Here is a 20,244-nt window from a genome sequence, read left to right as displayed (position 1 = left end):
GCTGTTTAGTCCGGAATCCGGTAAACCATGGCATTCACATGCATGCCGGCACCGACTGAGGCAAATACAAAATGGTCTCCCGGAATTAAGCGGTGATTATCCACTTTCTTGTTCACAATCAGATCGTACAGAATAGGCAGGGTTGCAACGGAATTGTTACCAAGCCAGGAGATGGTCATCGGCATCGAAAATTCAGGACGTTCTGAGATGCCGTAAAGTTCATAAAGCCGGTTTACAATGGCATCGTCCATCTTTTCATTGGCTTGATGAATCAGTATCCGCTCAATATGGGTTATTGGCAAACCGCTTTTATCTATGGCCATTTTTATGGCAGCGGGCACTGTCTTCAATGCATATTCATAGAGCTTACGGCCATTCATTTTCAGGTAAACATTGCTCTTGTCTTCCGTATTGTAAGAGCCGGCCATGCGCAACAGATAAGCGTGCTCCAGGGCGTCGGTCCTTGAAACATGTGACAGGATGCCAACCGGTGTTTTACTTTCAACTGCACTCAGCACAACAGCACCGGCTCCATCGGAATAAATCATGCTGTCACGGTCGTGGGGGTCGCTGATGCGGGAAAGCGTTTCAGAACCAATAACAAGGATATGTTTGGCATCTCCCGATTTTATAAAGTAATTTGCCTGAATCAGGGCCTGAAGCCATCCCGGGCAGCCAAAAGGCAGGTCATAGGCAACGGTAAACGGGTTTTCGATGGCCAGTTTGTGCTTTACCCTTGAAGCAAGGGCCGGCACAAAATCAGAGTGGGTTTCCCCGAACTTCACATCACCGAAATTATGGGCTACAATGATGTAATCAAGCGTCTCTTTGTCAATTCCCGCTGATGCAATTGCCTTTTCCGCTGCAAAGAATGCAATATCGGAGCAGACAAGATTTTCTTCTACATATCGCCGTTCATCAATCCCGGTGATCTGTTGGAATTTTGAAATGATTTCTTCATTGGGCCGGTTGATCGGCTGACCGTTTGATTCGAGAAATTCGCTTTTCAGGAATTCCGAATTGGGTATTTGCCGGGTAGGCAGATAGCTGCCTGAACCGGTGATTACAGCGTAAATATTGTTTGACATTTTTTCTGGTGCTAGTTAAAAAATAAGGTTTACCTGCTGATGATACGCGCCGGTAAACCAAAGATAATCCCTGACGGGATATAAAGTCTAACAGTGAAAATTCATATTGCAAAGATAGTTGCAAAATTAACAGTATCATCGAAGTTTCTGAAAAGATTGATTTACGGTTAACCACAGGCAGAATTTCAACAGGCTGGTACAAGCATTCAGCCTGTGAAGCCAATAATCAGGATTGAAAACAGCTCGTAATAATCGACCGGGATTTTCAGTTTAATTGCGGCAATTCAGCTACTTGTGCTGCCATCCTTTAAATTGATGGCCATTTTAAGAATGGTATCAAAGTCTGCAACCGGGTTATTGAACGTTTGGAAATAGAGCGATCTTGCATGTTCAATCATCAGATGGGTCTCAGGAATACGCAGGTATTCCGGGTTCAGGTCGTTTTCACCGAGCCTTATGCGGTCCAGGGCATCCGCATCCTTCAGCAGTGCCACTGTCAGCCAGTCGGGGTCGTTTTTGCCGAGCTCCTTGCCGAGTGAATGATAGGTCACGGCTTTTCCTATGACCATGATGTCGGCAGCCGATGCGCCGTTTTCAGCAAACAGGCCGATGTACTCCGGCAGTTTATAATTAGCGGCATCTGAGCCATGTTGCGTACAATAACCGTCATGTTTACGGGCCATATCATGGATGTATGCCGCGAAAAATGCATTTCTGGCTTCTGACAGGGCTCCGGTCTGCATCCCCAAAAGTATCACATGGCTCATCACCCTGTATGTATGCATGATTCCATGCAGATTGCTGGCATGGTCAAATTGCCCCTCTTTAAGGTTAAACTGCCGGAATGATATGTTGAAGCTAGTTTTCAGTGTTTTAGATTTTCATTGCTGAGCCGCTATGTTCCTGCTCCAAGAGTAGGAACATAGCCAATCGTATTAGTTTTAAAAGATTGATCAGGAAACAGGGGTAATCTGAAATATAGACTGCAGAATGGGTTTAAGCCCGGCAAAGAAAAACTCCACTGCAATTACCATCATAATCAGCCCCATCAGCTTCATGGTGATTTTATTTCCGGTTTCGCCCAGCAACTTTCCGATTTTCCCGGCGCCCAGCAATACAACGTAAGTCAGGCCAAGGGTGAAGATAATGGTCAGGATAAGAATAAACTTGAGGGACAGGTGGGCGCTGTCTTCCATCAGAACAATAGCGTTCGTAATTGCCCCGGGCCCCGCAATGATGGGAATTCCCAACGGTGTAACTGAGATGTCATCCACATATTTTTTAACCATTTCCTCATCCATTTTTATCTTGCTGATTCTGGCCTGTAACAGGTCAAAGCCCATGATAAAAAAGATGATCCCGCCGACAACCCTGAACCCGTCAACCGATATGCCAAAAAACCTGAACATCAGTTGGCCGCTGAAAGCAAAAAGCAGCAAGGTGATAAATGCAGTGAATACCGCTTTGAGGGCAGTTTTTCTTCTTTGCTTATCCGTCAGGTCGGCAGTCATGGTCATAAATACCGGCATCACACCCAGCGGATTGATGATGGCGAAGAAGGAGGTGAAGTAAAGGACTGCGATGGTAAAGAGTTCGTGGTTCATGGTGTTGGAAAATTGAATAAGCCGCCGCACCTGAACAGGTGCAGCGGCTTATTGTTTTTCTCAGGCGTTGATTTTCTGATTGACAATCTCCAGGATCTGTTCTTCCATCAGCTTTGCATTGCGTTCAATTTCAGTGCCTTCTGCAATCACGGAAGCGACAAATGCTTTATCATTCAGTCCGGCAGCATTGATTTTAACATTAAGAAATGCGCCCATAACTGCCGAACGGGCTGCCAGTGCGCCAACTCCGGCATCGGATACTGAATTCGGATTCCCGGTTTCGGCCATGGCTTTGAGGATTTCCATGGTTTCAAAGGATTTCTTCATCACCCTGAAAGGGATTTCAATGGCATAACGGGTCGCCTCCTGAATGGCTTCAGTCCGGGCCGATTTTTCCTGTTCGCTTCCTTTGGGAAGTCCGAAGGCGTCCATAATCCTGTTAAAGGCATTGGTATCCTCATCAACAAGCCTGATCAGTTCATCTTTGAGCGCCTGTCCTTTTTCGGCCCAGTCTGAAAATTCCTCCCAGCGATCGTCCCAGCCTGGTTTGTGCGAGGAGAGGTTGGCGACCATGGTCCCGAGTGAAACGCCCAGGGCACCCATGTATGCAGAGATTGATCCTCCGCCGGGGGCGGGTGATTCGGAAGCGGTTTCATCGGCAAAAGCCGAGCAGGTCATATCCATCAGCAATCTGCCGGACTTTTCCTGAAGTACGTACTCTATGATCTTTTCTTCCGGATTGAACTGTTTGAGATCATCAAGGCCCATGGATTTTACGGCAATTTTGATCAACTCGGCCTCTGAAACGCCAACCGAGCGGTTTTGTTTTTTGAGGAAGTACTTGCCGGCATCGGTGAATACTTTGAGCGGCGCCAACCCGACAATTTCAGATCCTGTGACGCGCATTCCGCGTTCCTGCGCTTTTTTACAGGCTTCTTCAAAAGCAACATGCACCGGGGTAATGCTGATGTTGGTGAGGTTGATCGAAACCTGGGCGATACCATATTCTTCGATATACCAGCCTATGGCTTTGCAGGCCTTGAGCGAGCCCGGGATATTAACCGGGTTGCCTTTCTCATCCTTGACAATTTTTCCGGTCACCGGGTTCCCTTCGCGCATGGGGCGTCCTTTTTCACGGATATCGAAAGCCACGGCATTGGCACGCCTTGTTGAGGTGGTATTCAGGTTTACATTGTAGGCCACCAGGAAATCGCGCGCTCCAACGGCGATGGCGCCGGTTTTGGGCAGGAACTGTGCCGGGCCGAAGTCTGGCTTTGATGATGGGTCACTGAGCTTTTGAGAAAGCCCTTCATATTCGCCTGAACGGCAATAGGCAAGGTTGCGTCGTTCGGGAATTCTTGCAGCTTCTTCATAGCAATATACAGGAATCCCAAGTTCTTTACCGATGCGTTCGCCCAGTCTGTGTGCATATTTTACCGTTTCTTCCATCGTGATATTGGCAATGGGCACCAGCGGACACACGTCGGTGGCTCCGAACCTCGGATGAGCACCCGAGTGTTTGCTCATATCAATCACTTCCATTGCTTTCTTAACAGCCCTGAATGCAGCTTCAATCACCTGCTCCGGCTCTCCGGCTATGGTGACTACCGTTCGGTTGGTAGCCGCGCCGGGATCAACATCCAGTAACCTGACGCCTTCCACGGTTTTGATCTGATCGGTGATTTGCTGTATCACAGCCATGTCGCGCCCCTCGCTGAAATTCGGAACGCATTCAATAATCTGTTTCATTGAGTTGATTTTTAGCTATTGGTTATTTTTTACTTTCCGGTAAAGAAATGCATTTATGCTGCCGGATGACCGGATTCAGCGATTGCCCCCGGCCTGACGCAGGCAGGAGGCTTAAAAATTGATGATTTCCCCGTTCAGCACCGTGGTTTCTGCCTTGTTGCTGCCGTAAGCATAGGGCATAAATTCAATGGTCGGTATGGGTTTGGTGATGAAAAAATTAGCCTTTTTGCCCCTGGCAATGCTGCCGTACTGGTCGCTGATACCCATGGCATAAGCGCCGTTGATGGTGCAGGCATTGAATGATTCTTCGGGAGTCATCCGGAACATGATGCAGCCCATGGAAAGAATCAGCTGCATATTGCCGGAAGGGGAGGAGCCGGGATTGAAATCACTCGCCAGTGCAATGGGAAGCCCGGCTTCAATCATTTTTCGGGCCGGAGCATGTACCATATTTAAAAAGAAAGCAGCGCCCGGAAGCAGGGTGGGCATGGTTTCTGAATCCATCAGTGCGGAAATCTCCTCATCACCGGTATATTCAAGGTGATCCACAGAAAGCGCATCGTATTTTACGCCTACCTGTATGCCACCCGAATAATCAAGCTCATTGGCATGGATTTTCGGCCGCAGGCCGTATTTGATGCCGGCCATCAGAATGCGTTCAGTCTCATCGGGGGTGAAAAATCCCCTGTCGCAGAATACATCTATGTAATCAGCAAGATTGGCCGCAGAAACCTGTGGAATCATTTCGTTGATGATCAGATCGACATATTCGCCCTGTTTGCCTTTATATTCTGCAGGTACTGCATGAGCCCCGAGGAAGGTTGATTTGATGGTGAGCGGGCTGAGCATTCTCAGGCGTTGAATTACCCGCAGCATTTTAAGTTCGTCGGCGGTGTTCAGCCCGTATCCGCTCTTGATTTCCACGGCGCCGGTTCCGTATGAAATAATTTCATTCAGTCGTTCAAGCGCCTGTTCCGTCAACTCTTCTTCCGATGCTTCGTGCAGCCGTTTGGCAGAATTGAGTATTCCGCCGCCCCTTTTGGCAATTTCTTCATAAGAAAGGCCTCTGATCTTATCCACATATTCAATTTCCCGGCTGCCGGCATAGACCAGGTGGGTGTGCGAATCGCAGAACGAAGGAAATACCATCCGGCCTCTGGCATCAATAATCCTTACCCCTGGCTCTTCGTACAATATTTGATCGAGTTGGCTCATCTGCCCGAAATCCCTGATAATGCTTCCTTCGGTCAGAAGCCAGGCATCCTCAAGCTTTTCGAAAGTGGACATTTCTTTCCCGGCTTTGAAAAGCACTTCGCCGTTGTCAATCCCCGCCAGGGATTTGATATTGATAATCAGTAATTTATTCGTCTCCGGCATGATTAATTCCCTTTCTTGACTTAATTCTGGATCTCGTGCAAAGGTATAAATTTAGGTTGATTGCAACCGCCACAACAGGCAGCCTCCGTTTTTTATGGTAATGGCCTTCTTTTGAGTTATACAAAGCTGAGCATCCGCATTATTTTCGCAGAATTCTGTCATCTGAACGGAGTTTTTTTCTATTTTTGGCCAACTGATCTGAACCGGGTGTGGCTTAGGACAATAACCTTAAATACCGGTATGCCATACCGAAACAAAACCTGTAGCTTAATGGTTTAATGCAGGGATAATTCAGTGCGGCCACCAGGCCTTTTAAATCCTGAAATTCCAAAATGCAATCAATAACCCATTTTCTGTTTATGAAAACAAAACCCTACACTGCCTCTTTTGCCGCTAAAAGCGTGCGGATGCTTTTTGTTCTGGTACTTTTTGCCGGAATGAATCTTTTTGGTCAAACCTTCGATAAGAATTACCAGGACGGAAGGATTTATTTCAAATTCAAAGATGATATTAACCTGAATATCGCAGTCAGAAGTGACAATTCTGTTGATTTCAATCAGATACCTTTTGTTGCTGCGCTGCAGTCACAATACAGGTTAAAGGAAATGACCCGCCCATTTTACCTGAATAATGATCATAAACTGCTCAGAACTTTCATGCTGGAAATTGAAGACTTCGATAAGGTCAATGAAGTGATTCAAAAGCTTGGAATAGAGCAGGCCCTTGAATACGTCGAGAAAGTACCAATGGATTATATTCATTATGTGCCCAATGATTCGCTCTATAATCTCTTCAACGGTCCCAACAACTGGAACTGGCACCTGGATGTGATTCAGGCTGAAAAGGCCTGGGACATTTCCAAAGGTTCATCCGATATCAAAGTTGCCATTGTCGACAATGCCGTTTGGGTTGATCATCCGGACCTTGCAGATAAAATTGTCCTCCAGCGTGACACATATTACAATACCAATAATGCCAATCCGCCTGCTTCAGGTGATCCGTTTGACTGGTCGCACGGAACACACTGTGCCGGTCTTACTGCAGCAATTTCTGACAATGGCATAGGTGTAGCTTCCATCGGTTACAATGTCAGCATCATTGCAGTAAAAGCAGCCAACAATACCAACGCCAACGGAATATATGGTTATCCGGGTATACAGTGGGCTGCCAACAACGGGGCCGATGTAATCAGCATGTCGTGGGGAGGGCCCGGCTATTCAGCCACCAATCAGAACCTGATCAATTCCATTTACAATATGGGTATTGTATTGCTGGCTTCAGCCGGAAACGATAATGTTTCAACTGCGCACTACCCTTCAGGATACAACAATGTGATCTCCATAGCTTCGACCAACAGCGATGATGAGAAGACGGATTTTTCAAATTACGGAACCACCGTTGACTTGTGTGCTCCGGGAGGATATGCCAGCCCGGGGCCCAGCGGATTGCTCAGTACAACATACAACACTGGTACTTATGGCAACTATGACCTGATGGCCGGAACATCCATGTCAACTCCCGTTGCAGCCGGGCTTGCAGGACTGATTCTTTCAATCAATCCCGCATTGACTCCGGCTCAGGTTGAAACCATCATGAAAAATACATCCGATGACGTTTATGCCGTCAATCCTGATTATACCGGTCAGTTAGGTACTGGCAGGATTAATGCCTTCCGCGCTGCGGCCAGCACACCTTATGAACCTACGGCAAATTTCAGCACTCCGGTAACTACCATTCTACCCGGCGGAGGTATTGATTTCACAGATCTTTCTACCGGAGTGCCCTCCACCTGGCAATGGACCTTCCAGGGTGGAACTCCTTCTTCCTCAACGGAACAACATCCTTCAAATATCAAGTTCAATTCTCCCGGTGTATACGACGTAACCCTTACAGTCACCAATGCCTTTGGCACAAACACGCTGCTGCTTGAAGATTATATAACTGCCACCAATACCCCTTCTCCTTATGTATTTATCGGTATTTCCGATTCTATGCCCTGTATTTTTGAAGAAATAACCCTGAGCGACAGTTCATTGTACAACCCGAATTCCTGGGAATGGACAATTACTCCGGAAACATACGAATTTGTGAATGGGACAAGCAGTGCTTCGCAAAATCCTCAGCTTAGTTTCTCGATGCCGGGCGCCTACTCAGTCAGCTTAACTGCTGCCAACCTGCATGGCTCTGCTTCGATGAATTATGAAAACCTGATATTTGTCAACGGTGCCATCCCGACATTCAGTGTTGATATGGAAGATGGAACCCCGGGAGTATTTATGGTTTGGGATACCATTAAGTCCCAGTCAAAAATCGATGTACGGTCTGCCAACCAGAGTAATTTTGGTATCCACTTCCACGGTGATCCGGTTCCGACCGGATGGTCGGGAAGCCCCACATCCGGAACGGCAACGCAGGCCTGGGAGAGCAATCTTGCTTTCCATGGTAAAGCTTATATCTGTGGTGTGGATGCTACAGGCATGGAAAATGTGGCCCTGCAGCTCGATCTTCGGCAGACCTATAGCCTGGGCCCGAAATTCTCCTGGTTCAGGGTTGTAGTAAACGGTGAACAGTTAGCAGATCTGGATGGCAATACGGATTTTAATCCCACAACGGCAGCCGCCGATGAGTGGAGAACCCTGATTTTTGATTTGTCAGCCTATGCAGGTCAGGTATTCGACATTGTATTGCAGAGCGCTACCCGTTTCTCGGATAAAACCCAGGGAGAAGGTGATAATGTATTTATTGACAATATCAGCATCACCAATACCACCCCGGTTAAACCTGACAGCCGGCCATCGTCTTCACTCAGGGTGTACCCCAATCCCTCCGACGGATTATTTACACTGAGTTCTTCGAAACTCACCGGTGCCGAAGTCAGCATCAGGGTGACATCACTGCTTGGTAATGTAGTTTATACTGAAAATATCAGTGGCAGCAATGCTGGTTTACTGAGAACCATCGACCTCTCACACCTGCCGGCCGGAATTTATCTGGTTAGCCTCTCCGACGGACTTCAGCAACTTAACCAGCGCATCATCATCCGATAAGGTTATTTAGATTCATTCTAAATGCTCCTGTATTAAATTAATGCAGGGGCATTTTTTATACTTTTGGCGGCATTCAAATTAATATTTTACTGACGATGAAGTCTAAATTACTGTTTCTCTTTTTGTTACTGACCGTTACATTGAGCCGGACAATGGCTGATGTGGTCACCCCGCAGACCGCAGCCCTGGTTGCCCGGAATTTCTGTTATGAGCAGCTTGTGCAGGATGGCATAAGCATTAACCTGAATGAGATTGAGCTGATTCCGGTTACAACCCGTGAAGTGAACGGTTTGCCCGTTTATTATGTGTTTAATCTGAGCACCGGTGGTTTTATCATTATATCAGGAGAAGATGCTTATACTCCGGTGATAGGTTACAATGATCAGGGTGCATTTCCCGCCGGGGAACTGGCTCCGCACTACAGCAGTTTCCTGGCTGAATTTGATGATCAGATCAGCTTTATCAGGAGTAACGGGGTTTTTCAAAACAACGATATTAAATCATCCTGGGAATATTATCAGTCCATGATAAATACCAGGTATATCCCCGGGGGCAACAGGGATATGGAACCCTTGCTGCCGATGACCTGGAATCAGGATTTTCCATACAATGCCTATTGTCCTGTGGATGCAGGCGGCTCAGGCGGACATGTTTATGCCGGTTGCGTGGCTACCGCCATGTCGATGATCATGGCCTATTATCGTTATCCCGAGCACGGTACGGGAAGCTATTCCTATAATTATGGCTCTTACGGAAACATAAGCGCTAACTTCGGACAGACCTATTACGACTGGGATGCCATGCTGAACTCCATTACCTCGGGAAGTGGCAGGGCCATCAATGCAATTGCAGAGCTTCAGTTCCACTGCGGTGTAAGCGTAAGGATGATGTATGGTCCTGACGGGTCGGGTGCCTATAGCGAGGATGTACCTTACGCCATCCGTTCTTATTTCGGGTACTCTTCCACAGCCCAGCACGTAAGAAAAAGTAATTATGCCGCCTCGGCATGGGAAAACATGATTGTTACCAGCATCGATGAACTGAAACCGCTTTATTATTCGGGACAGAGTTCTGAAGGAGGGCATGCTTTCGTACTGGACGGCTATCAGACAACCGGAACGGGCAAGCTATATCACTTTAATTTCGGATGGAGCGGCAGCGGCAACGGTTTCTATACCCTTACCGATGTAGGTGGATATAGTGGCGCTCAGGCCATGGTCAGGAATTTTTTCCCAAATCCGGCCAATTATCCGTATAACTGTGATAACCATGTGATTACATCCCCGATGGGGATATTCGAAGACCGAAGCGGCCCCCTTGCAGATTACCAGTCAAATCAGGCCTGCTCCTGGTTAATCGCACCGGAAGATTCTGTGACTTCTGTTACACTGAACTTTACAAAATTTGAACTTGCTGAAGGTGACGTTGTAAATATCTATGATGGTGACAATGCCGGAGCCACGTTGCTGGCATCTTACGACCGGAATGCTGCAATTTCGAGCCTTACTTCATCAGGGAACAGGCTGTTTGTCGAATTTCTGACTGACGGAAACAATACAGCTCCGGGATTCACCGCTGAGTTTTCTTCAGTTTATCCTTCATTCTGCGGAGGAACGATCACCTTGTCGGAACCCTTCGGATCCTTTAGCGATGGAAGCGGTGACCACCGTTACAACCACAATTCCATGTGCAAATGGAAAATTGATCCGGGTCCTTTTGCCGACCAGCTTACCCTGGCATTTACTGCCTTCGATCTGGAAAATGACAAGGACTTTCTGAAAGTATATGCAATCCCGACCAATCAGTTGCTGGCGAACTACACCGGTTCTGTGGTACCTGAACCGCTTGTTTCACCCACAGGCAAAATGCTGCTGCTTTTTACCTCTAACGGATTTAATAACAATCAGGGCTTTGAAGCTGAGTATTACATCGCCAATGTGGGAACTGCTCAGAACGATGTTGTTTCTGAACTGTCCATCTATCCCAATCCGGCTAAAGGTTATGCCGAAATCCGTTTTAATATCCCCGAAACACTGGAAACCGGTTTTATTATAACCGATCTTACAGGCAGGGTAGTTTACCGCGAAGATGATAAACTGATGGCTGGATTCGTTCATAAGGTGCTACAGCTGAACCATTTGAATTCGGGAGTATACATGCTGACCTTGCAGAATAAAGCAGGCCGCATCACCCGGAAACTGATTCTCGAATAGGTAGATCTGACTTACTCAAACTATAAAAAGGAAGTTTTACAATTGTAAAACTTCCTTTTTTCATCTACTGCACTGCTTTTTAATTAATTTTGGGAACTCAACAAAACATACATGAAAAGGAGATTTACTTTACTATTAAGCCTGGTATTGATTTTTACAATTTCTTTCGCAGGAAATGTTGATGAAAACAAAGCACGCCGGGTGGCGACGGCTTTTCTGCACAGCAGAATGCCTTCCGCACAGGCGGTTGCACCGGAATCGCTGCATGCTTTGCCGGCCATCAGGGTGGGCAATGAGCGCACAGTTATGTATGCCTTCAACTTCGAAAGTGGGGGGTATGTGCTGGTTTCAGCCACAGATGCTGCGATTCCCGTCCTGGGCTATTCGTTTGATGGCATATTCACTTTTGAAAATCAGCCTCCTTCTTTGTCGGCCTGGCTGACGGGTTATGAACTGCAGCTCAGCGACATCATGGACCGCAATTTAACTGCTACGCCTGATATCAGTGCATCATGGGAATCCCTGTTAAACTATAATCCCGGCGAAGTTTTGCAACGCGACCTGAGGTCGGTGGAGCCATTGCTGCCCTCAACCTGGGACCAGGGTTCGAGATACAACGCCTTGTGTCCTGAGGATGATGCAGGGCCGGGCGGTCATGTTTATGCCGGTTGTGTGGCTACTGCCATGTCGCAGGTAATTTATTACTGGCGTTATCCGCTTCAGGGGACCGGCTCACATGGTTATTATTCCGATTACGGTTATTTGTTTGTTGATTTCAGTCAGGCCGGTTATGACTACGATCAGATGCGCAACGAAATAGGTCCCGAATCGAATTATGAAATGGCTGAGATTCAGTATCACTGCGGCGTTGCGGTGGATATGATGTATGCGCCGGATGGCTCGGGTGCTTACAGTTTTGATGCCGCCAGCGCTCTCAGGGAACACTTTGGCTATTCAAACCAATTGTCGCTTCAGCAAAAGGATAATTATTCCCAAACCGGGTGGGCTGAACTGTTGATGCAGAACCTTGACAACGGCTGGCCATTGTATTACAATGGTTTCGGATCAGGAGGACATGCATTTAATGTTGATGGCTATCAGGGAACCGACTATTTCCATTTCAACTGGGGATGGAGCGGTTCGTACAATGGATATTTTTACTTAAACAACCTGAATCCGGGTGGCAATAATTTTACTTACGGGCAGGGCGCGATTGTAAACTTCTATCCCGAAAGCAATTATCCTTACTATTGTAACGGTGTCAAGACCCTGAACCGGCACAATGGAACCATTGAAGACGGCAGCGGACCGGTGGATAATTACACCGCCGGGTTGAACTGCGGCTGGTTGATTGCTCCGATGGATTCCGTGACCAACCTGACACTGACCTTCGAAAAATTCAACCTTACCGATGGGCTGGATGTGCTGAATATTTATGACGGACCCGATGCTTCTTATCCACTGCTGGCCAGCCTTACCGGTGCCGCTTTACCCCAGGCCATCACGGCAACAGGAGATAAACTTTTTATTGAGTTCCTGACGGAAGGTGATGAAGGAAGCGGTTTCAGGCTTTCCTACAACAGTGAACGGGCAGTTTTCTGCTCCGGAACGACCATCTTCAGCGATCTTTCAGGGGTGATTACCGATGGCAGCGGAACCCGCGATTACAACAACAACAGTGTCTGTAAATTCAGGGTGGAGCCCGAAAATGCAAATTCGATCACTTTTACTTTCAATGCCCTTGACACTGAACCGGATCATGATCAGGTGAAGATATACAATCTGGCATCACAATCGCTGGTTGCCAGTTTCTCGGGTAGTGAGATCCCTGAATCGGTGACTATTCCTTCCGGGAAAGCTATGATACTTTTCAATACCAACAACGATGTAACAGCCGGCGGATGGGAGCTATCCTATATCAGTGATGCAACCACTGTTGGTATGGCAACTGCAGTTAGTTCCGGCGGACTGGGTGTGCAGGTTTATCCGGTGCCGGCCAGCGACTGGCTGCGGGTTGAATTGAGCAGCAGATTGCCTGCCGATGTGCTTGTTTCCCTGGTTGACCTTTCGGGACGGGTGGTTGTCAATAATATCCGGGCTGGCTTTGCCGGACAGGAAACCGTGCTGATCCCGGTCAGAGATTTGGCGGAAGGGATTTACTATCTGAAATACGCTGCGGAAAACAGTGTTGGAACCCACAAGGTGCTGATCAGCCGTTAACGGGCTGTTGCGGAATTTCTTCTTCAGGCGGGGCTGTGGGCTTCGCCTGATTTTTTTGCGGTTGCGGCATTTCACGCTCATATGCGCGGATAATGCGCGTAACCAGTTTATGCCTTACCACGTCGCTTTCGTCGAGCATGATAAAATCAATCCCCGGAATGTCTTTCAATATGCGGGATGCCTGCAGCAGGCCCGATTGCTGTTGTCTTGGCAGGTCTATCTGGGTAATATCGCCGGTAATAAAGAATTTAGCAGCCCTGCCCATACGGGTAAGGAACATTTTGAGCTGGCTGTTGGTGGCATTCTGGGCTTCATCCAGGATGGCAAACACATTGTCGAGCGTGCGGCCGCGCATAAAAGCCAAGGGAGCGATCTCTATGGTTCCGTCTTCAATGTAGGTCAGTAGTTTCTGAGGCGGAAGCATATCGCGCAGGGCGTCGTAAAGCGGCTGCATATAAGGGTCTAGCTTTTCTTTCATGTCGCCCGGCAGAAACCCCAGATTTTCGCCTGCTTCAACGGCCGGACGGGTAAGGATAATCCGCTTTACCTCTTTGTTCTTCAGTGCGCGCACGGCCAGCGCCACGGCGGTATATGTTTTGCCGGTTCCGGCGGGGCCGATGGCAAACACCATGTCGTTTTGCCCCACGCTCTCCACAATTTTCATCTGGTTGGGCGTCCGTGCCTTGATGATCATACCGTTGCGGCCATGCACCAGCACATCCGGAGAGCCGGGGCGGGTCATGCTTTCGGTGTTGCCTGTTTCTGAAAGTTGCTTCAGTTCATTTTCCGAAATCGTTCCGAACCGTTCGAAATGCAGGTTCAGCGCGGTGAAAAAATCTTCAAAAGCCACCAGCTCTCCCGGATCCCCGATGACTTTCAGAAATTCACCCCGGGCAATCAACTTCAGTTTCGGGAACAATTCCCTGATGATATTAAGGTTGCGGTCGCCCACACCGTAAAATTCAAGCGGGCTGTGAGATTCTATGCTGAAGACTTTTTCGCTCATAGGATAGCTGAAGAATGGATATTTTTTAATAAAAGCAATGAATTGTCAAAAGTAGATAAAATAATAAAGACAGATGCATGTCAGTAATTGAGGGAATAATAACCGATTATTTCTGTGTAAAGGTAACACTTGTCAATTTTGGGGCGGAGAAGCGACTGTGTGGTTTTGGTTTCACGGTTCCCGGATGCTCCCGGCTTCGCGGTTCCCGGATGGTCTCGTACCGATAGCGATCGGTACGAGACCACCACACCATCCAGGCTTCGCCAGAAAATAATTTGTTTTGAATTTTATTACTGGTGGTCGAGCGGTACCGATAGCGATCGGTACGAGACCACCATACTTACGAGCGAAGCCAAGATTACCATACCTACAAGCGGCACCAATAACCATCGTTACGAGACCACCATACCTCAGGGCAAAACCGATCGCCATCGGTACATGAAAATCCGGTAAATCTGTGGGGGTGTATGCTACCTGTTGTTTTGAAAGATACCTTTTGTTATGCCAACGTGAAATTGCAGGATCAGGAATCGGTTATTCGACCCCTTCGGGGCCGGCATAATTTTTAGAATCATGTTTTCTATAAACATGTGACTCCTCCGGAGTTATCGTAATAGTTGGGTAAGAAAATCATGACCCCGGCGGGGTCCTATGATTATAGCCAGGCCAATCCCAAACGATTATCCGACCCAGTCGAGGTCGGATATTTATTGAGATTCAGAATCGTATATATTTTAGGACCCACCCTGAAATGTTTGCTTGAAAATGCTCTTTATAATTATGCCTGATAATCTATCCTGACTGCGGCTTATACAAATATCTATGAATTCCTTCGGTCTGGGTAAAATTCTCATGCGTCTGGAGCTAATTGCAGATGTTAAAAATCACTACTTTTGAACCATGGAACACCGCACCGAAACCGATTTTCTGGGCAGCCGCCGGATCCCGGCCGAAGCACTCTATGGCATCAACGCCCTCCGCGCGCGTGAAAACTTTCCCGATACCACGATTTTTTATGAAGAGTGGTACCGGGCCATGGGTTTGGTAAAGCAAGCCTGCTACCTGACGGCATCTTCCTATTATAAAGCGCTGGAGCAGAAACTAGGTTCAGCCATGCCTGCGATCCGCAGGGTGCCTGCGCCAGTGCTTGAAGCGATAACTGAAGCCGCCCGGGAGGTTTCTGCCGGACAGCATGTCGCTCATTTCATCGTGCCTGCCGTCAGCGGTGGCGCGGGTACCAGCATCAACATGAATGTAAATGAGATCATTGCCAATGTGGCCCTGCTGAAACTGGGTTTCAATCCGGGAAACTACAGCGAGGTGGATCCGACCGAGCATGCCAATATCTTTCAGAGTACAAACGATGTGGTGCCAACAGCGCTGAAAGTGGCCGTAATGCTGCTGCTGAACGATCTTGAAAAGTCCGTTAACCGGCTGAGAGGCGGTTTTGAGGCGCTCGAAGGCCGCTACCGCGATAATCTGCGCATTGGTTACACCCAGATGCAGGAGGCGGTGCCTTCTTCATACGGTAAACTGTTTTCAAATTACAGCGATGCGCTTTCGCGCGACTGGTGGCGCGTTTCAAAGTGCTTCGAGCGCATCAAGGTGGTGAACCTGGGCGGAAGTGCCATCGGTACTTCTGTGGCGGTGCCGCGCTTTTTCGTTATGGAGGTGACGAAGCAGTTGCAGCATCTTACTGGACTTCCCGTTACCCGGGGCGAAAACCTCAGCGATACCACAAGCAACCTGGACGCTTTTGTTGAAGTGCACGCCATTATGAAGGCCCTGGCGGTAAATCTTGAAAAGATTGTGAACGACATCCGCCTGCTGGCCTCCGATATTGCCGGCGCCCGGCTGAAGTTGCCGCAACTGCAGGCAGGCAGCTCCATCATGCCGGGTAAGGTGAATCCGGTGATTCCCGAATTTGTCATCAGCGCAGCACACCAGGTGTATGCCAATGATGCGCTGATCGCCGGGTTGTGTGCGCAGGGCTGCCTCGACCTTAACGCATATCTTCCCCTGATCGGACATGCCCTGCTGGGCAGCCTGAAATTACTGGTGGCTTCCTGTAATACCATGCTGACAAATATGATCAGCGGGCTGGAAGTGGATACCACCGCCAGCCTGGACCAGTTGCTGCGCAGTCCGGCCATCGCCACGGCCCTCACACCTTACATCGGTTACCACAAGGCGACCGAAGTCGCGCTGCTGATGAAACCCGGACATAAAAGCATTTTGGAAATCAACAGCGAAATGAAACTCTTACCTGCTGAAAAACTGGAAGAGATTTTAAAACCTTCCAATCTATTAAAAGCCGGATACACCATCAATGATCTAACTTAACCGGTGATTATGGCTGCATCTGGCTTACAAACAGTACATTCCTTGATAATAAATCCATGAATCTTTTCATCACAAAAGCATAATAACACCAGAATCCATTAAATATTTTTGGAATCATTTACCCGCGCAAGCGAAAATGAATCTTTGAACCGATCCCGATCCCGATAGCTATCGGGACTATCGGGAGAGTTCAGCGAAGCTAATCTTTGAATTTTTGAATCTTTGAATCTTTGAATTTTGAATCCTTATGTCCAAAGGAAAAGATACCAAACCCCATATCGGCATTTTTGGCCGTCGCAACAACGGAAAAAGTTCGCTGATCAATGCCCTGGCGGGGCAGGAGTTGGCCATTGTCTCGGATGTGGCCGGAACAACTACCGATCCTGTAAAGAAATCTATGGAAATTCCCGGGATAGGTCCGGTAATTCTGATTGATACCGCCGGGATTGACGATACCGGAGAACTGGGACTGAAGCGGGTGGAAAAATCCCGCGAAATGCTGAAAGTCATTGATTTTGCCATTCTGGTGATCACCGGAAATGAGTTTTCGCAGGAGGAGGAGAAACTGATTGCTGAATTTGAGGAAAAAGCTGTTCCTTTTCTGGTGCTGCACAATAAGAGTGATCTTCAACCCCTTAGTGCAGGCCTGAAGCAGGACCTGGAAACCAGATACACCGTTCCGGTGCTGGAATTCAGCGCGATCAGCAGGCATGGGGTCGATGGCCTGGTTGCGGCCATGCAGCGGCTGATCCCCGAATCGGCTTATACCGCGCCATCTATGCTGGGCGATCTGATTTCATACGGTGATGTGGTGTTACTGATAACCCCTATTGATATTGAAGCTCCGGAAGGTAGGATGATCCTGCCACAGGTGCAGGCCATCCGTGATATTCTGGATCACGACGGCATTGCCGTGGTTTGCAAGGAAAGGGAAGTTGACGGCTTTATCAGACGGATGAATCCCAAACCGGCGCTGGTGGTCACCGACAGTCAGGTTTTTCTGAAAGCGGATGCTGCAGTACCACCTGAAATACCGCTGACCAGTTTCAGCATTCTACTGGCCAGGCAGCGGGGCGATTTCAGGAATTACCTGAAGGGAACGCCCAAACTTTCGGAACTGAAGGATGGGGACCGCATCCTGATCCTCGAGTCGTGTACCCACCATGTATCCTGCGATGACATCGGCCGCGTTAAAATCCCTCGCTGGCTGGGCAATTTCACCGGTAAGAAACTTGAATACGAGGTAGTGGCAGGACTGTCGAAGCTCCCGCGCGATATCCGCGATTATGCCATGGTGATTCAGTGCGGAGGCTGTGTGATCACCCGCAAACAAATTATCAACAGGCTGAAACCCGCCGTGGATGCCGGTATCCCGGTGACCAACTACGGTATGGCCATTGCCTGGATACACGGAATTTATAAAAGGGCCGTTGCTCCATTTTCTGCAGGAGATCACGGTGAGAATGATTATCTTTAACCGGAAAATTTAACGGACTGATTGGCTGCAGGCTTTTGTACGACTGCGGGAAGGATCGTAACCTAAAAAACTAAAAATGAATATTGTTGTCACAGGCGCTTCATCCGGTGTCGGGCGCGAAACGGCAAAAATTCTGGCCGGAATTCCAGGAAACAGACTGATTGTGATTGCACGCAACGGTATGAAGATACAGGCATTGTCGGGCGAGTGCAACATCAAACGGCAGGAAACGGTGGTTCAGCCTCTGCAGTTCGATCTGGCTACCGGTGATATGGAATCGCTGGCTCATCAGATCAACCGCCAGCTTGGCAAAATCGATATCCTGATCAACAATGCAGGCGCCATGCTGAATAAGCCCCTGGGTAAGATTACTGCGCCTGAGATAGATGAGGTATTCAGTGTGAACGTGAAAGCGCCGATGTTGCTGATACAGGCATTGCTCCCCTTAATGAAACCGGGTTCGCACATCGTGAATATCGGGAGCATGGGAGGCGTGCAGGGAAGCGTGAAGTTTCCCGGGTTGTCAGCATACAGCGCCAGCAAAGGCGCTTTGGCTGTGCTCACAGAATGTCTGGCCGAAGAGCTGAAGGACAAGCAGATCGCCGTCAATTGCCTTGCTTTCGGCGCAGTTCAGACCGAAATGCTCGCAAAGGCATTTCCCGGTTACGAAGCACCGGTTTCAGCCGGAAAAATGGCGGAATTTGTTGCCGATTTCGCTATAAACGGCAATCGCTATTTCAACGGAAAGATTTTGCCGGTATCTTTGTCCACTCCCTGAAAAGAAAAAAATGTCATCCTCAACCGATTGTATTGCAAAAACAGGCGTTGTTCAAAGCATTGATGGACAGAAAGTTTTCGTAAAGGTGATCAGCGTGAGCGCCTGTGCTTCCTGCCATGCAAAAGGCGCCTGCACAGCCTCCGATACCAGTGAACGCATCATTGAAGCCGAGCTTGAGCCCGGCACCAGCCTCAAACCCGGACAGATTGTGTCGGTTCAAGCCGATGTGAAAGCCGGTAATGCAGCGCTTTTCTATGGCTATATTCTGCCCTTTCTGCTGGTTTTTGTGGTGCTTATCATCGCGGTATTGCTGACTTCAGAAGTAGTGGCCGGATTGGTCTCCCTGGGGGTGTTGTTACCCTATTATGCCGTCCTGTATCTGCTCAGAGACCGGATGGGAAAGCGGTTCAAATTCAGCATCCAGGCGTGATGATTGAAACTGTCAGGTTTCCTGTTTTTTGTTGTCTTTAAATGGTATATGAAGAACCCCTGGCTGCAGATTCCTTTTCAGGATTATGAAAATCATATGCGCGAAGTCGGGCAGACGCAGATGCTCAGCCGTTTGTTTGGCGATTGCCTTAAGCGCTATACGCCCGGCAGTATCGCCCTGATCGGGTGTGCAACGGGAAATGGCCTTGAAGAAGTTGATCCTGCTATTACAAGGGTTATCCATGCCGTGGATATCAATCCCGCTTACCTGGAACAACTTAACCAGCGTTTTGGACAGACTATACCGGGGATGAACATCCAATGCCTGGACCTGGAAGTTGATCCCCTCTCTTTCAGTAATGTTGACCTGATTTTTTGCGGTCTGGTGCTTGAATACGTGAAGCCGGATGTGCTGATACCTGAATTGCTGGACGCATTATCCCCGGATGGTGCATTGGTGATTGTTATACAGCAAACCCGGAATACCGCTTTTGTAACCAAAACACAATATAGATCCCTTGATTTGCTTTCATCTTTTGCTGGAACGGTTTCGGGAGCCGGACTTTATGAACTGCTCAGTAATTTGGGTGTTAAAATTGAGATGCAATATGATGTGCCCCTGAATGATAATAAGTCATTCAGGGTGTTTCACTGCAGCAAAAACCGGATTTCCTCCTGATTCTCAGCTACCCGGTTATCAGTTTTTCCAGACTGTTTTATGAATACTGCTGATGCTGAATTGGATTTGTAATGGATTGAATATCAGCTATTATTTGTGATATACCTGTACAAGTCAATGTAAGAACCGGGTTTTGTTCACAACCTGATGTAATTTATAGTAATTCTAAACAAAATCGGATATACTTGTAAATCAGTTTATAAGAATATGTCTGTTTAGTCAGGTTAAATTTTA

The 20,244-nt window shown here is 48.1% G+C and carries 14 protein-coding genes; 8 read left to right on the top strand and 6 right to left on the bottom strand.

All coding sequences use genetic code 11. The annotated features are described in order from the left end of the window. Positions 1–5: 5 nt before the first annotated feature. From TBC1_RS16630 to hutI, 5 genes are all read right to left on the bottom strand, one after another. Positions 6–1,088 carry a 3-oxoacyl-ACP synthase III family protein gene (locus TBC1_RS16630; RefSeq protein WP_062045259.1) on the bottom strand — a complete coding sequence of 361 codons (1,083 nt, stop codon included), beginning with the start codon at positions 1,086–1,088 and terminating at the stop codon, positions 6–8. A 284-nt stretch (positions 1,089–1,372) separates the two neighbouring features. Next, positions 1,373–1,873 (bottom strand): hypothetical protein, encoded by a 501-nt coding sequence (locus tag TBC1_RS16625; RefSeq protein WP_062045257.1) that lies wholly within the window; start codon positions 1,871–1,873, stop codon positions 1,373–1,375. Positions 1,874–2,041: 168 nt separating this feature from the next. Continuing rightward, the gene (locus TBC1_RS16620) at positions 2,042–2,692 is read right to left on the bottom strand and encodes a MarC family protein (protein WP_062045255.1); all 651 of its coding nucleotides are present in this window, start codon (positions 2,690–2,692) and stop codon (positions 2,042–2,044) included. Between the two features lie 60 nt (positions 2,693–2,752). Then, positions 2,753–4,441: a glutamate formimidoyltransferase gene (gene ftcD, locus TBC1_RS16615; protein WP_062045253.1), complete on the bottom strand. Its 1,689-nt coding sequence runs from the start codon at positions 4,439–4,441 to the stop codon at positions 2,753–2,755. Between the two features lie 111 nt (positions 4,442–4,552). Continuing rightward, on the bottom strand, positions 4,553–5,818 hold the full coding sequence (gene hutI, locus TBC1_RS16610; protein ID WP_062045251.1) for an imidazolonepropionase: 1,266 nt from the start codon (positions 5,816–5,818) through the stop codon (positions 4,553–4,555). 359 nt (positions 5,819–6,177) lie between these two features. On the opposite strand from hutI, the gene TBC1_RS16605 reads away from it, so the two are divergent. From TBC1_RS16605 to TBC1_RS16595, 3 genes are all read left to right on the top strand, one after another. After that, positions 6,178–8,865 (top strand): S8 family serine peptidase, encoded by a 2,688-nt coding sequence (locus TBC1_RS16605; RefSeq protein ID WP_172668928.1) that lies wholly within the window; start codon positions 6,178–6,180, stop codon positions 8,863–8,865. A gap of 95 nt (positions 8,866–8,960) precedes the next feature. Then, positions 8,961–11,078 (top strand): C10 family peptidase, encoded by a 2,118-nt coding sequence (locus TBC1_RS16600; RefSeq protein ID WP_062045247.1) that lies wholly within the window; start codon positions 8,961–8,963, stop codon positions 11,076–11,078. A 111-nt stretch (positions 11,079–11,189) separates the two neighbouring features. Continuing rightward, positions 11,190–13,298, top strand: a complete 2,109-nt coding sequence (locus TBC1_RS16595; RefSeq protein ID WP_082189679.1) for a C10 family peptidase — start codon at positions 11,190–11,192, stop codon at positions 13,296–13,298. On the opposite strand, the gene TBC1_RS16590 is transcribed toward TBC1_RS16595, so the two are convergent. Further along, positions 13,288–14,304 carry a PhoH family protein gene (locus tag TBC1_RS16590; protein WP_062045243.1) on the bottom strand — a complete coding sequence of 339 codons (1,017 nt, stop codon included), beginning with the start codon at positions 14,302–14,304 and terminating at the stop codon, positions 13,288–13,290. The genes TBC1_RS16595 and TBC1_RS16590 overlap by 11 nt on opposite strands. A gap of 900 nt (positions 14,305–15,204) precedes the next feature. Here TBC1_RS16590 and TBC1_RS16580 point away from each other — a divergent pair. The 5 genes from TBC1_RS16580 to TBC1_RS16560 all read left to right on the top strand — a co-directional run bounded on the left by TBC1_RS16580 (position 15,205) and on the right by TBC1_RS16560 (position 20,010). Continuing rightward, positions 15,205–16,647, top strand: coding sequence for a lyase family protein (locus tag TBC1_RS16580; RefSeq protein WP_062045239.1), 1,443 nt, complete (start codon positions 15,205–15,207; stop codon positions 16,645–16,647). Between the two features lie 247 nt (positions 16,648–16,894). Next, positions 16,895–18,124, top strand: a complete 1,230-nt coding sequence (hydF, locus tag TBC1_RS16575) for a [FeFe] hydrogenase H-cluster maturation GTPase HydF (protein ID WP_062045237.1) — start codon at positions 16,895–16,897, stop codon at positions 18,122–18,124. Between the two features lie 76 nt (positions 18,125–18,200). Further along, on the top strand, positions 18,201–18,902 hold the full coding sequence (locus tag TBC1_RS16570; RefSeq protein WP_062045235.1) for an SDR family NAD(P)-dependent oxidoreductase: 702 nt from the start codon (positions 18,201–18,203) through the stop codon (positions 18,900–18,902). A gap of 10 nt (positions 18,903–18,912) precedes the next feature. Next, positions 18,913–19,332, top strand: a complete 420-nt coding sequence (locus TBC1_RS16565; protein WP_062045233.1) for a SoxR reducing system RseC family protein — start codon at positions 18,913–18,915, stop codon at positions 19,330–19,332. A gap of 48 nt (positions 19,333–19,380) precedes the next feature. After that, entirely contained in the window at positions 19,381–20,010 is a 630-nt protein-coding gene (locus tag TBC1_RS16560) for a class I SAM-dependent methyltransferase (RefSeq protein ID WP_137305830.1), read from the top strand. Positions 20,011–20,244: the final 234 nt, after the last annotated feature.

Origin of the sequence: Lentimicrobium saccharophilum, assembly GCF_001192835.1 — a bacterium.
GTDB lineage: Bacteria > Bacteroidota > Bacteroidia > Bacteroidales > Lentimicrobiaceae > Lentimicrobium > Lentimicrobium saccharophilum.
This window is presented reverse-complemented; position numbering and strand designations above follow the sequence as displayed.

Bases quoted from the DNA above. Each gene is read 5' to 3' on its own strand.
- TBC1_RS16630 (WP_062045259.1), bottom strand. From the start codon at position 1,088: ATGTCAAACAATATTTACGCTGTAATCACCGGTTCAGGCAGCTATCTG.
- TBC1_RS16625 (WP_062045257.1), bottom strand. From the start codon at position 1,873: ATGCATACATACAGGGTGATGAGCCATGTGATACTTTTGGGGATGCAG.
- TBC1_RS16620 (WP_062045255.1), bottom strand. From the start codon at position 2,692: ATGAACCACGAACTCTTTACCATCGCAGTCCTTTACTTCACCTCCTTC.
- ftcD (WP_062045253.1), bottom strand. From the start codon at position 4,441: ATGAAACAGATTATTGAATGCGTTCCGAATTTCAGCGAGGGGCGCGAC.
- hutI (WP_062045251.1), bottom strand. From the start codon at position 5,818: ATGCCGGAGACGAATAAATTACTGATTATCAATATCAAATCCCTGGCG.
- TBC1_RS16605 (WP_172668928.1), top strand. From the start codon at position 6,178: ATGAAAACAAAACCCTACACTGCCTCTTTTGCCGCTAAAAGCGTGCGG.
- TBC1_RS16600 (WP_062045247.1), top strand. From the start codon at position 8,961: ATGAAGTCTAAATTACTGTTTCTCTTTTTGTTACTGACCGTTACATTG.
- TBC1_RS16595 (WP_082189679.1), top strand. From the start codon at position 11,190: ATGAAAAGGAGATTTACTTTACTATTAAGCCTGGTATTGATTTTTACA.
- TBC1_RS16590 (WP_062045243.1), bottom strand. From the start codon at position 14,304: ATGAGCGAAAAAGTCTTCAGCATAGAATCTCACAGCCCGCTTGAATTT.
- TBC1_RS16580 (WP_062045239.1), top strand. From the start codon at position 15,205: ATGGAACACCGCACCGAAACCGATTTTCTGGGCAGCCGCCGGATCCCG.
- hydF (WP_062045237.1), top strand. From the start codon at position 16,895: ATGTCCAAAGGAAAAGATACCAAACCCCATATCGGCATTTTTGGCCGT.
- TBC1_RS16570 (WP_062045235.1), top strand. From the start codon at position 18,201: ATGAATATTGTTGTCACAGGCGCTTCATCCGGTGTCGGGCGCGAAACG.
- TBC1_RS16565 (WP_062045233.1), top strand. From the start codon at position 18,913: ATGTCATCCTCAACCGATTGTATTGCAAAAACAGGCGTTGTTCAAAGC.
- TBC1_RS16560 (WP_137305830.1), top strand. From the start codon at position 19,381: ATGAAGAACCCCTGGCTGCAGATTCCTTTTCAGGATTATGAAAATCAT.